Raw genomic sequence first — 12,731 nt, 5'->3', positions numbered from 1 at the left:
CTGTTGCCAAGCAGGCTGGACCCACCTAACCTGAACGCCGTTCAGTTGAACGGTGTTCAGGTTTGCTATCACCCGAGGAGACGCATCACATGACGACAGCCTTCGACCAGCTGGCAGACCGGATCCTGGCCGGCGGGGCCGCCAGCGCCGACGACGCGGTGGCGGTGCTGCGTGCGCCCGACGCGGAGCTGATGAGCGTCGTCGCCGCGGCCGGGAGGCTGCGGCGGGAGCATTTCTCCAACACCGTGAAGGTGAACTACCTGGTCAACCTGAAGTCGGGGCTGTGCCCGGAGAACTGCAACTACTGCAGCCAGGCGCTCGGCTCGCAGGCGCCCGTGCTCAAGTACTCCTGGCTCTCCAAGGACGAGACGCTCGAGCAGGCCGGCGCCGGACTCCGCGGCGGGGCGACACGAGTCTGCATGGTCTCCTCGGGCCGCGGGCCCTCCGAACGCGACATCGACAAGGTCGTCGAGATGACCTCAGCGCTCAAGGACGAGCACGAGGGCGTCGAGGTCTGCGCCTGTCTCGGGCTGCTCAAGGGCGGCCAGGCCGAGCGGCTCAAGGCAGCGGGGGTGGATGCGTACAACCACAACATCAACACCGCCGAGTCCAACCACGACAACATCGTGCAGACCCACACCTACGCCGACCGCATCGACACGATCGACAAGGCGAAGGACGCCGGCCTCTCGCCGTGCTCGGGCCTGATCGCGGGTCTGGGCGAGAGCGACGAGCAGCTCGTCGAGGCGCTCTTCGCACTCAAGGAGCTCGACGCCGACTCGATCCCGGTCAACTTCCTGATGCCGTTCGACGGCACTCCGTACGAGAACACCTGGGAGCTCTCCCCCGCCCGCTGCGTGAAGATCCTGGCGATGGCGCGCTTCGTCTGCCCCGACAAGGAGATCCGGATCGCGGCGGGGCGTGAGATGCACCTGCGTACGCTGCAGGCGACCGCCCTGCACGTCGCCAACTCGATCTTCCTCGGCGACTACCTGACCTCCGAGGGACAGGACGCGCTGGCCGACCTGGAGATGCTGCGCGAGAACGGCTTCGTCATCCTCGGCATGGACGCCGGGGCGTTCGAGGAGCTGATCGAGGAGCATCGCGCGAGGGCCGCCGGTGCCACCGACCGGGTCGCCGGCGGTTGTGGCAGCAGCTGCGGAGACGGTTGCGGCGGCGGTTGCGGCGGCCACGACGAGCCGGAGGGCCCGGCGATCCGGCGTCGCGGAGCGGGAACCGATGTCGCTGCCAACGCTTGAGCGGGGCGCCGAGCTGCTCACCTTCGACCGCGAGCACCTCTGGCACCCCTACACCTCGATGACCGAGCCCGCCCCGGTGCGGCTCGTGACCGGCGCCGAGGGCGTACGCCTCCATCTCGCCGGCGACGACGGCGAGCGTCTCGAGGTCGTCGACGCCATGTCGTCGTGGTGGTCGGCGGTGCACGGCTATCGCGTGCCCGAGCTCGACGCCGCGCTCGCCGAGCAGGCCGGACGGATGGCGCACGTGATGTTCGGCGGCCTGACCCACGCCCCCGCGGTCGATCTCGCCGAGCGGCTCGTCGCAATCACGCCCGACCCGCTGCAGCACGTCTTCCTGGCCGACTCCGGGTCGGTGAGCGTCGAGGTGGCGATCAAGATGGCGCTGCAGAGCCAGCGCGGACGCGGGCGGCCCGAGCGCACCCGCCTGCTGAGCCTTCGCGGCGGCTACCACGGTGACACCTTCGGCTGCATGAGCGTGTGCGACCCGGTCGGTGGGATGCACTCGATGTTCACCGACGTGCTGGCTCCGCAGGTCTTCGCCGAACGGCCGCCCGCGCCGGGCGGGGACGTGGAGGCATGGGCCGAGGGCGTACGCCGCCTCGCCGAGGCCCACGCCCACGAGCTCGCCGGGATCGTCGTCGAGCCGCGGCTCCAGGGCGCGGGCGGGATGTGGGTCTACGACGACCGCTGCCTGGGCGTGCTGCGCGAGATCGCCGACGAGCACGGTCTGGCGCTGATCTTCGACGAGGTCGCCACCGGGCTCGGCCGCACCGGCGACCTCTTCGTGTCCGCGCAGGTCACGCCCGACATCCTCTGCCTCGGCAAGGCGCTGACCGGCGGCTACATGACCCTGGCGGCCGTGGTGACCACCACCGAGATCGCGCACGCGATCTCGCGCAGCGAGTCGGGCGTGCTGATGCACGGCCCCACCTTCATGGGCAACCCGCTCGCCTGCGCGGTGGCGCTCGCCTCGCTCGACCTGCTGGCAGCTCGCGGCTGGGAGCAGGACGTACGCCGCATCTCCACCGCACTCTCCGCCGGCCTCTCGCCGCTCGCCGACCTGCCCGGGGTCACCGGCGTCCGCACCCTCGGGGCGGTCGGCGTGGTCGAGCTCGACCGCCCGATCGACTCCGCCCGCGCCACCGCGGCGGCGCTGCGGGAAGGGGTCTGGATCCGGCCGTTCCGCCACCTGATCTACACCATGCCGCCCTACGTCACCGACGACGCCGACCTCGTCCGCATCTGCCGCGCGATCGCTGCTGCCGCGGAGGTGGCCTGATGAGCAAGGCGCTGGACGGCTCGCCGGAGTCGACAGACCGGGGTCGGTCGAAGACTAGGTGGGAGAGCTGGATCGCTGAGGCTGCCACAGCTCGGGAGGCGGCCGGCCTGACCAGGCGGCTGCGGCCGCGTGGGCCCGGCGACGACACCATCGATCTGGCCGGGAACGACTACCTGGGGCTCTCGCGCCACCCTGATGTGCGTCGCGCCGCGGCCGACGCGGCGCTGCTCTGGGGCGGCGGGGCGGGTGCATCACGCCTGGTCACGGGCACACTGAGGCTTCATCAGGAGCTCGAGCACGAGCTCGCCGACTGGCTGGGGCAGCCGACGGCGCTGACGTTCTCGACCGGCTATCACGCCAACCTCTCGGTCGTCGGCGCGCTGGCCGACCGCTCGGCCCATGTCGTCTCCGACGCGCACATCCACGCCTCGTTGATCGACGCGGTGCGGCTCTCCCGCGCGCAGCTCACCGTGGTGCCGCACAACGACGTGGCCGCGGTGCGGGCCGCGCTGGCCGCTCGCCCCGGCGTACGCACCCTGGTGCTGGCCGAGTCGATCTACTCGGTGCTCGGCGACGAGGCACCGCTGACCGAGCTGGCGGCGGCGTGCGCCGAGCACGGCGCGCTGCTCGTGGTCGACGAGGCTCATGGTGTCGGCGTGCACGGGCCCGGGCTCGTGCATCGGCGCGGTCTCGCCGGGAGGCCCGACGTGCTGGTCACCGCGACCCTCTCCAAGAGCCTGGGCAGTCAGGGTGGTGCCGTGCTCGGGCCGGGAGCGGTGCTCGACCATCTGGTCAACACCGCCCGGCCGTTCATCTTCGACACCGGGCTGGCGCCCGCCTCGACCGCCGCTGCCTTGGCTGCCGCGCGGGTCGCACGCTCCGGCCCGGACCTGGCCGACACCATCCGCGCCCGCGTCACCGCGCTGGCCCGGGCCCTCGGGGTCGCGGCCCCCGCCGGCGCGGTGCTGTCGGTGCCGATGCCGTCGCCCGAGGCTGCCGTCGCCGCTCAGGCAGATCTGCTCGCCGAAGGCGTACGCGTCGGCTGCTTCCGCCCACCGTCCGTGCCCGACGGGGTCTCCCGGCTGCGGGTCACGGCCGGGGCGGGTGTCACCGAGGAGGCGTGGGAGCGGGCGTGCAAGGCCATCGACACGATCGTGGGCGAGGTCCGGTGAGAGCGCCGCTGAATGCTCACCGAGGTACCTCGGTGAGCATGCGAGGCACGGCATGACCGGCCGCGTGCTGATCGTCACCGGCACCAGCACAGGGCTCGGCAAGACGGTCGCGACGGCGACGCTGGCAGCCCGGGCGCGCGACGCCGGCGAGAGCGTGGCGGTCGTGAAGCCGGTGCAGACCGGCACCGCCGACGGTGACAGCGACGCCGCCGAGATCCACCGGCGCACCGGGATCGAGGTGCACGAGCTGACCACCCTCGAGGAGCCGCTCGCCCCCGACACCGCCGCGAGACGGGCCGGCGTGGAGATCCCCCGGGTCGCTGCGTACGCTCCGAGGGTCTCGGCCCTGGCCAGCGACAACGATCTCGTGCTCGTCGAAGGGTCTGGCGGCCTGCTGGTGCGCCTCGACACCCACGGCGGCACCCTCCTCGATCTCGCCGACGCACTGCGGGCCGCCCGTACGCCCACGTCGTTCGTCATCGTCACCTCGGCCGGCCTGGGCACCCTCAACCACACCGAGCTGACCGTGGCCGCGCTGCGCGCACGTGGCTACGAGCCCGACGGGCTGATCATCGGGTCGTGGCCGAGCGACCCCGGGCTGGCCGAGCGGTGCAACCGCGACGACCTCCCCCGCGTCACCGGTGTCCCCCTCCTGAGCGCCATCCCGAAAGGAATTGACAACCATTCTCAACAGGTCTGAGAATGGTTCTCATGACCCCCACAGTCCGTCCCGTCGGCCTCCTCGCGGCCGGCGCACTTCTGCTCAGCTCCGGCTGCGCCGCGTTCACCGACGACTCCGGCTCGGCCGGCTCAGAGTCCGGAAAAGTCCAGGTCGCCGCCGCTTTCTACCCGCTGCAGTACGTCGCTGAGCGGGTCGGAGGCGACCTGACCGACGTCACCGGCCTCACCAAGCCGGGCGTCGAGCCCCACGACCTCGAGCTCAGCATCAACCAGACCGCCGCGCTGCAGAGCGCCGACGTGATCCTCACCGAGCACGGCTTCCAGCCGGCCGTCGACGACGCGATCGAGCAGGACGTGCCCGGCGAGGTCGTCGACGTCGAGAAGTCCGTCGAGCTCCGCCACGGCGAAGAGCACGACCACGGTGACGACCACGGCGACGAGGACGAAGCGGCCCACGCCGAGGAGGGGCACGACCACGGCGATCTTGACCCCCACTTCTGGCACGACCCGCTGCTGCTGGCGCAGTATGCCGGCGACGTACGCGATGCTCTGGCGAAGGCCGACCCCGACAACGCCAAGACCTACGAGGCCAACGCCAAGGCGCTGACCGACGACCTGGGCGCGGTCGACAAGGAGTTCACGACCGGGCTCGCGAAGTGCCGGATCAAGGAGGTCGTGGTCTCCCACGACGCCTTCGCCTACCTGAGCAAGTACGGCCTGGAGTTCGAGTCGATCGCCGGCCTGACCCCCGACGCCGAGCCCAACCCGGCCCAGCTCGCCGACATCGGCGAGCACGCACGCGAGCACGACGTGACCACGATCTTCTCCGAGCGCCTGGTCAGCGCCGCGCTCGCCGACACCCTTGCCGGCGACCTCGGCCTGAAGACCGCCGTGCTCGACCCGATCGAGGGCCTCTCCGCGGACACCGAGAAAGAGGACTACCTTTCCCTCATGCGCCAGAACCTCGACGCCCTGAAGGCGGCCAACGGTTGTCAGTGACCACAACAGGGAGCAGCACCGTCCCCGCCGATGTCCCCGTGCAGCTGCTGCGCGGGGACGTCGCGCTGTCCGGACGCCCCGTCCTGCGTGAGGTCGACCTGAGCGTCGACCGCGGCGAGTTCGTCGCGCTGATGGGCGCCAACGGCTCCGGAAAGTCGACGCTCGTACGCACCTTGGTCGGCCTCAACCCGCTCTCGGCCGGGCGCCTGGAGCTCTTCGGCCGCCCCCTCGCGGGCTTCCACGACTGGTCGCGGATCGGCTACGTGCCGCAGCGCTCGACTGCCTCCGGCGGTGTGCCGGCATCGGTCTGGGAGGTCGTCGCCTCCGGCCGGCTCACCCACCGCAAGCTGCTGCGCCCGCTGCGCAGCGCAGACCGGGCCGCGATCCGATCGGCGCTCGAGGTGGTCGGGATGGATGCGTACGCCCATCGCGGCATCGCCCAGCTCTCCGGTGGCCAGCTCCAGAGGGTGCTGATCGCGCGAGCGCTCGCCGGCCGCCCGGAGCTGCTGCTGCTCGACGAGCCCACCGCCGGGGTCGACCTGCCCAACCAGCACGCCCTGGCCGGGGCGCTGCGGCGCCTCAAGCACGACGGCGCGACCATCGTGCTGGTCGCCCACGAGCTCGGTCCGCTCGCGCCGCTGGTCGACCGCGCCGTCGTGATGCGTGACGGACGCAAGGCCTACGACGGCGCTCCCCTCTCCGACGCCGACGTCCATGCGCAGGGGTTCGACGCCGCGCACGTCCACTGCGACGACGCGTCGACGCCTGAGACCAACGCCGCCGTCCCGACTCCCCTCAAGGAGCTCTGATGACACTCTTCGAGCTCTTCTCGGTGCCGTTCATGCAACGCGCCCTGATCGCGGCGTTCCTCGTCGGGGTCGCGGCACCCGCGGTCGGCACCTACATCGTCCAGCGACGGCTGGCCCTGATGGGCGACGGCATCGGCCACGTCGCCGTCACCGGCGTCGCGATCGGACTGTGGACCCAGACCTCCCCCACCTGGACCGCGGTGGTCGTGGCGATCGCCGGAGCCGTGGTGATCGAGATCGTTCGCGAGCGCGGTCACGCCGAAGGTGATGTCGCGCTGGCGATGCTGTTCTACGGCGGGCTCGCCGGCGGCGTCTTCGTCACCGGGCTCGCCGGCACCGGCGCCTCCCGGTTGCAGGAGTTCCTCTTCGGCTCGATCCTGACGATCTCGGTCGACGACCTGCTCGTGACGATGGCGCTCTCTGTCGTGCTCATCGTCCTCTGCGTCGGGCTCTCGCCACAGCTGTTCGCGGTCTCCCAGGACCCCGACTACGCGAAGGTCGCCGGGCTGCCGGTGCGGTTCTACTCGATCCTGGTCGCTGTGCTCGCCGCGCTGAGCGTCGTGATCGCGATGCGTACGGTGGGGCTGCTGCTCGTCTCGGCGCTCATGGTCGTGCCGGTGGCGATCGTGCAGCAGCTGACCCGGTCGTTCCGGATGACGCTGCTGGGCGCGATGGGCGCCGGGCTGCTCGCCTCCGTCGGTGGCCTGGTCCTGGCGGCCGCACTCTCGCGTACGGGCGCCAACGTGCAGCCCGGACCCAGCATCGTGCTGGTCGCGCTGGCCGGCTTCTTCCTGGTCTGGCCGATCGGAGCCTGGCTGCGCAGGCGGCGCGCCCTCGTGGCGCCCTTCCCCGAGACCGAGCCGCCCGAGCAGCCGGTCGACGAGGAGCACCCGCACCAGCACGGTGAGAAGTGCGGACATGTCGCGGTCGAGCACGGAGACCACGTCGACTACATCCACGACGGCCACCGCCACGCGGCACACGTCGGCGCGGAGGAGGAGCACTATGACGAACACTGACCCCGCGACCACCGCCCAGCTGGCCTCCGACGCCAGCCTGCGCCCCACCAAGCAGCGGCTCGCGGTGGCCGAGGCGCTGAGCACGTACGACGGCTTCCACTCGGCCCAGGAGATCCACTCCCGTCTCGACGGTGCCGTCGGCCTGGCCACCGTCTACCGCACCCTCACCGCGCTCGCCGAGTCGGGCGCCGTCGACGCCATGCGCTCGGAGGACGGCGAGACGATCTATCGCCGCTGCTCCGACACCCACCACCATCACCTCGTCTGCCGCGACTGCGGTCGCACCGTCGAGGTCGAAGGCCCCGCCGTCGAACGCTGGACCAAGGCCATGGCCGACGACAACGGTTTCACCGACGTCTCCCACACCCTCGAGATCTTCGGCACCTGCACCGACTGCCGCTGACAGCCGAGAGGTCACGTCTGCAGGCCGAAGCGTCACGTCTGCAGGTCGAAGCGTCACGTCTGCAGGTCGAAGCGTCACGTCTGCAGGTCGAAGCGTCACGTCTGCAGGTCGAAGCGTCACGTCTGCAGGTCGAGTGGGCATCGAGATGCCCACTCGACCTGCAGAACTGACCTCTCAACCCGCAGGAGTGACCTCTCGACCTGCAGGGGTGACCTCTCGGCGGGGAGGGGTTAGGGTGAGACCGGGTTGGGGAGGGCGCCGCCGTACCTTCTGTCCCTGCTCGCGTACGTCTCGATGGCGTGCCAGAGGTGGCGGCGGTCGACGTCGGGCCAGAGCACGTCGGTGAAGACGAACTCGGAGTAGGCGGCCTGCCAGAGCATGTAGTTGGACAGGCGCTGCTCGCCGGAGGTGCGCCAGATGAGGTCGGCGTTGGCGAGCTCGGGCACGTAGAGATACTTCTCGATCGTCTTCTCGGTGATCTTGGCCGGGTTGAGGCGACCGGAACGTACGTCCTCACCCATCGCCCGCATCGCGTCGGCGAGCTCGGCGCGGCCGCCGTAGTTGACGCACATCGTCAGGGTGCACACGCTGTTGTCGCGGGTGAGCTCCTCGGCGACCTTGAGCTCGTTGATGACCGACTTCCACAGCCGTGGCGTACGTCCGGCCCACCGCACCCGGACGCCGAGCTCGTTCATCTCGTCGCGGCGGCGGCGGATGACGTCGCGGTTGAAGCCCATCAGGAACTTCACCTCGTCGGGCGAGCGTGACCAGTTCTCGGTGGAGAACGCGTAGGCCGAGATGGCCTTCACGCCGATCTCGATGGCTCCTTCGACGACGTCGAAGAGCGAGGACTCACCGGCCTCGTGGCCCTTGGTCCGGGGGAGGCCACGGTCCTTGGCCCATCGGCCGTTGCCGTCCATGATGATCGCCACGTGCTCCGGGACGAGGTCCTTGGGGACCGGGGGCGGGGTAGCCCCGGACGGGTGGGGGCTCGGGATACGGACCGGGTTGTTCACGAGGCCCAACCCTAGTCGGGCGATAGCCAGCGGGCGGCTGCTGGCCCGGATAGGCCCGCGGCGGAGGCACCATCGGACGCCGCGCCCGGTCGTACTCCATCTCCTCGGGTCGCGGCGCCGGACCCGGCAGCGTCAGCGCGCCGATCACGGTCGTGATCGGCATCGCCAGCACCACCCCGATGCCGGCGGCCATCGTGGCCACGATCTCGCCGGCCATCTGCTCGGTCGTGAGCAGGGAGAGGAAGGTGCGGTCGTAGAGCTGGATCACCAGCAGCAGGGTCAGCGCCGAGCCGACGTAGGCGAACACGATCGTGTAGATGGTCGAGGCTACGTGGTCGCGACCGATCCGCATCGCTCCGCGGAAGATGTCCCAGCGCGACGAGTCCGGCCCGGCGGCGCGCAGCTCCCACACCGCCGACGCCTGGGTGATGGTGACGTCGTTGAGAGCGCCGAGGCCGGCGATGATCACCGCCGCGACCAGGAGGCTCTGCAGGTCGAGCCCGTCGTCGAGCGACGACAGCGTCTGGCCGCTCTCGGAGCCTAGGCCGCTGAGCCGGCTCGCACCGATGGCGACGGTGCCGATCAACGCGGTCACCGCGACACCGGCGAGCGTGCCCGCGAGCGCCACCGAGGTGCGCACCGAGAGCCCGTGGGTCGTGTAGAGCACGACGTAGAGGATCAGCACCGAGGAGACCAGCGCGACCCATGCCGCGGGCTCGCCCGAGAGCAGCGCGGGCAGCAGGAACAGCCACACCACGGCCCCGGCGAAGCCCAGCCCGAGCACCGCCATCAGCCCCCGCAGCCGGGCGACGGCGACGACCGCGATCACGAACAGACCGACCAGGAGCGCGAGCGGGGGGCCGCGCTCGACGTCGAAGAAGGCGTACGTCGCCTCCCCCTGCTTCTCGATGCGCGAGAGCTCCACCTTGTCGCCGGCCTCCAGGCCGGAGCGGGCCATCGGGGTCGAGACCTCGACCGAGACCTCGGTGCCGGTGTCGGGTCCGCTGGCGAGCTTGGCGGTGGCGGTGTCGCAGCCCTTGGGCTTGCCCTCGGCGGCGCAGGGCGCGGAGACGGAGGTCACCTCGGCGGTCTCGAAGACGACCCCCTTGGCGATGAACTCCTGCGAGCCCTGCAGCTGGTCGACCGCGGCTCGGTCGGGCCACCAGGCGGCCACCCCGGCCAGCGTGATCACGGCGACGAGCACCAGCGAGACGGTCAGGACCATCCGGGGCAGCGCGTCGACCTCCACCTCGACGTCGTCTCCACCGTGCGCATGACCGTGGCCGTGCGAGTGGCCGTGCGAGTGGCCGTGGGAGTGGGCCATCGTCTCCTCAGCTCTCGACGTATTCGAGCGACCGCAGACTGCGGTCCAGGTGCCAGGAGAGATAGGCGGCGACGAGCCCGCTCGCCTGTCTGCTGGTGCGCTCCTCGGCGCGAGCGACGCTATCCCAGTCGCCCGCGAGCAGCGCGCCGAGGTGGGCGAGCGTCTCCTGCGACGGCGTCGCCGAACCCGGCACCCGGCAGGTCGTGCACAGCGCACCACCCATCGACACGTTGAACCATCGGTGCGGGCCCTCCAGCCCACATCGCGCGCACGCCTCGAAGCTGGGCGCATAGCCGGCCACGGCCAGCGAGCGCAGCAGATAGGAGTCGAGCACGTGGCGCGGCAGCCGGTCGCCCTGGGCGAGCACCCGCAGCCCGCCGACGAGCAGCAGATACTGCTGCGGCGAGGGCTCGCGCTCCTCGTGCACCAGCCGGTCGGCGGTCTCGAGCATCGCCGTGCCTGCGGTGTAGCGGTCGTAGTCGAGACCGATGCCGCTGTGGAACAGGGTGAGCGTCTCGGCCTGGGTGATCGTGTCGAGCGTGCGACCCTCGGCGAACTGGAGATCGACGTGGGTGAACGGCTCCAGCCGCGACCCCCACCGAGAGCTCGTACGCCGCACGCCCTTCGCCACGGCACGCACCCGTCCGTGCTCGCGGGTGAGCATGGTGATGATGCGGTCGGCTTCTCCCAGCTTGTGGGTGCGAAGCACGATCGCCTCGTCGCGGTAGAGGGGCACAGGGACATTGTGCCCTCAGCCGCCCACATAACCTGCCTCACGCCTCGGCGTTATCGGAATATGCATCCGACCGTCCGGCGTCCGCTGGTCCTCGTCCTGGCCGCGGCACTGGCCCTTGCCCTCCTCGCGCTCGCCCCGGCCTCACCGGCCCGCGCGGCGACCGATGAGGTCTACGCCCCGCTCGACCGTCCCGGTCCTTCCCTGACGGTGCCACGCGAGAAGCTTCGCGACGCACTGACCTGCCACGGTGATCCGACGACGGGTCCGACGCCCGTGCTGCTCAACCCGGCCACCAGCGTGACCCCGGAGGAGAACTTCGGAGCCACCTACGTCAAGGCCTTCAACGCCCAGGGCCGCGCCTGGTGCTGGGTGACCATGCCCCACAACACCCTCGGCGACATCCAGATCGCCGCCGAGCATCTGACCTACGCCGTGCGCACGCTTCATCGACGGGCGGGCCGCGACATCTCGGTGCTCGGCCACAGCCAGGGCGGGATGAGCATCCGGTGGGTGCTCCGCTTCTGGCCGGACACGCGCGCGATGATCGACGACGTGATCGGGGTCGCTCCCTCCAACCACGGCACCACAGCGCTCGCCGAGTGCGTCGAAGGGGTCACCACGTGCACGCCCGCGGTCTGGCAGCAGCGGGACGAGGCCGCGTTCATGGACGCCCTGAACAGCCGCAGCGAGACCATTGCCGGGATCTCCTACACGGTCGTCTACACCCGTCTCGACGAAGTGGTCACCCCCAACCACTCCGCAGCCGCATCGTCCTCGTCGTTGCGCACCGGCGAAGGTGACATCACCAACGTCGCGATCCAGGACGTATGCCCCACCGCGGCCAGCGAGCACGTCCTGGTCGGCGTCACCGACCCGGTGGCGTACGCCCTGATCACCGACGCTCTCGACCACCGTGGCCCCGCCGAGCCGGCTCGGGTCGACCGGTCGACCTGCACGCAACCTGTGATGCCCTACTTCGACGCGACCGACCCCGACACCGCACGGCTGCTCCTGCTGCAGGCCGCGCCCAAGGTCGCGACCGTGCCGGTCCCGGTGCTCAACATCGCCGGAGCACCGCAGGTGCCGGCCGAACCACGGCTGCGCTGCTATGTGTACGCCGACGGTTGCTGAGCCACATCACGGCAACGACGCGTGTGGCTGACGGGCTCCGCACGATGCGTCTCATATCGTGCCGCTCATGAGCACAGCAGCCACCGACCGAGGCGCCGACCGGCGCCACGACGACCGCAACCCCGGCGCCGCGCCGACGCCGCCGGTCACGATCGTCGACTGGCTGATGCTGGTGCTCGCGATCGTCTCGGTCGCAGCGGTGGTGTGGGTCTCGTTCTGGGACGTCTCCCAGGTCTGGTACGACCGCGTGGCCGTCGCCGACTACGTCGTCTGCGGCATCTTCGCGGTCGAGTTCGTGGCCCGCTGGATCCGCTCGGGGCTCGGCTGGAAGTTCCCGATGATCTACTGGTACGAGCTGCTCGGCATGATCCCGCTCGGGGTCGCCGCCAGCCCGGCCTTCCGCGGCCTGCGGCTGCTCCGGATCGTGCTGATCCTGATGAGGCTGGCCCGCGCGGCAGACCGCGCGTTCGGCGACCGCATCTCGGCGTACGTGGTGGGGAGGTTCTCCGGCGCCATCGTCAACGCGATCCGCAAGCCGATCACGGTCGCCGTGCTCGACGAGGTCATCGCCGTGGTGCAGACCGGCAACTACACCCGCCACATCTCCTCGGCGATCGAGGAGAACCGCTCCGAGATCGACGCGCTCATCATCGATCTCATCCGCCAGGACCAGGCGGTGGGCAAGCTGAAGTATCTGCCGTTCCACGACGACATCGTCCGGCTCGTCGCCGACACGGTGCTGCGCCTGGCCGACGAGGGCCTGGCCGACCCGCGCGTGCACGAGATCATCTCCGACGCCATCCGCGAGTCGGCCAAGGAGCTGCGGGAGAACATCGGGTCCAGCGCCTACAACGAGGTCAAGAAGGACGCCGAGCTGTTCGGAAAATAGCCCGTCGGGGCCCG

12 protein-coding genes and 1 pseudogene are annotated in these 12,731 nt (G+C 70.7%); 10 read left to right on the top strand and 3 right to left on the bottom strand.

Annotation, left to right across the window (positions count from 1 at the left end):
- Positions 1-89: 89 nt before the first annotated feature.
- The 8 genes from bioB to FB381_RS08095 are packed head-to-tail and all read left to right on the top strand — an operon-like array spanning position 90 to position 7,621.
- Entirely contained in the window at positions 90-1,259 is a 1,170-nt protein-coding gene (bioB, locus tag FB381_RS08130; RefSeq protein WP_141779816.1) for a biotin synthase BioB, read from the top strand.
- Positions 1,240-2,538: an adenosylmethionine--8-amino-7-oxononanoate transaminase gene (locus FB381_RS08125; RefSeq protein WP_141779815.1), complete on the top strand. Its 1,299-nt coding sequence runs from the start codon at positions 1,240-1,242 to the stop codon at positions 2,536-2,538. Before bioB ends, FB381_RS08125 begins: the two co-directional genes overlap by 20 nt.
- Entirely contained in the window at positions 2,538-3,710 is a 1,173-nt protein-coding gene (locus FB381_RS08120) for an 8-amino-7-oxononanoate synthase (protein ID WP_141779814.1), read from the top strand. Before FB381_RS08125 ends, FB381_RS08120 begins: the two co-directional genes overlap by 1 nt.
- A gap of 52 nt (positions 3,711-3,762) precedes the next feature.
- On the top strand, positions 3,763-4,410 hold the full coding sequence (gene bioD, locus FB381_RS08115) for a dethiobiotin synthase (RefSeq protein WP_141779813.1): 648 nt from the start codon (positions 3,763-3,765) through the stop codon (positions 4,408-4,410).
- Between the two features lie 11 nt (positions 4,411-4,421).
- On the top strand, positions 4,422-5,390 hold the full coding sequence (locus FB381_RS08110) for a metal ABC transporter substrate-binding protein (protein ID WP_211352361.1): 969 nt from the start codon (positions 4,422-4,424) through the stop codon (positions 5,388-5,390).
- Positions 5,387-6,199, top strand: a complete 813-nt coding sequence (locus tag FB381_RS08105) for a metal ABC transporter ATP-binding protein (RefSeq protein ID WP_246088018.1) — start codon at positions 5,387-5,389, stop codon at positions 6,197-6,199. The genes FB381_RS08110 and FB381_RS08105 overlap by 4 nt, the downstream gene beginning before the upstream one ends.
- Positions 6,199-7,218 (top strand): metal ABC transporter permease, encoded by a 1,020-nt coding sequence (locus FB381_RS08100; RefSeq protein WP_141779810.1) that lies wholly within the window; start codon positions 6,199-6,201, stop codon positions 7,216-7,218. The genes FB381_RS08105 and FB381_RS08100 overlap by 1 nt, the downstream gene beginning before the upstream one ends.
- Positions 7,205-7,621, top strand: a complete 417-nt coding sequence (locus FB381_RS08095) for a Fur family transcriptional regulator (RefSeq protein WP_141779809.1) — start codon at positions 7,205-7,207, stop codon at positions 7,619-7,621. Before FB381_RS08100 ends, FB381_RS08095 begins: the two co-directional genes overlap by 14 nt.
- A 230-nt stretch (positions 7,622-7,851) precedes the next feature.
- On the opposite strand, the gene FB381_RS08090 is transcribed toward FB381_RS08095, so the two are convergent.
- From FB381_RS08090 to recO, 3 genes and pseudogenes are all read right to left on the bottom strand, one after another.
- A complete protein-coding gene (locus tag FB381_RS08090) occupies positions 7,852-8,646 on the bottom strand; it encodes an isoprenyl transferase (RefSeq protein ID WP_211352360.1) in 795 nt (264 codons plus the stop codon).
- 139 nt (positions 8,647-8,785) lie between these two features.
- Positions 8,786-9,595 (bottom strand): annotated as a pseudogene (locus tag FB381_RS24240) (YibE/F family protein); the annotation flags it as partial.
- 373 nt (positions 9,596-9,968) lie between these two features.
- The gene (gene recO, locus FB381_RS08080; protein WP_141779807.1) at positions 9,969-10,697 is read right to left on the bottom strand and encodes a DNA repair protein RecO; all 729 of its coding nucleotides are present in this window, start codon (positions 10,695-10,697) and stop codon (positions 9,969-9,971) included.
- Between the two features lie 60 nt (positions 10,698-10,757).
- Between recO and FB381_RS08075 the strand changes: the two genes are divergently transcribed.
- Positions 10,758-11,828: an esterase/lipase family protein gene (locus FB381_RS08075; RefSeq protein WP_141779806.1), complete on the top strand. Its 1,071-nt coding sequence runs from the start codon at positions 10,758-10,760 to the stop codon at positions 11,826-11,828.
- A 67-nt stretch (positions 11,829-11,895) separates the two neighbouring features.
- Positions 11,896-12,717: an ion transporter gene (locus tag FB381_RS08070; RefSeq protein ID WP_211352359.1), complete on the top strand. Its 822-nt coding sequence runs from the start codon at positions 11,896-11,898 to the stop codon at positions 12,715-12,717.
- Positions 12,718-12,731 lie beyond the last annotated feature (14 nt).

Source organism: Nocardioides albertanoniae (assembly GCF_006716315.1).
Lineage (GTDB): Bacteria > Actinomycetota > Actinomycetes > Propionibacteriales > Nocardioidaceae > Nocardioides > Nocardioides albertanoniae.
The sequence above is the reverse complement of the archived record's forward strand: the minus strand, read 5'-3'. Positions and strand labels throughout refer to the sequence as shown.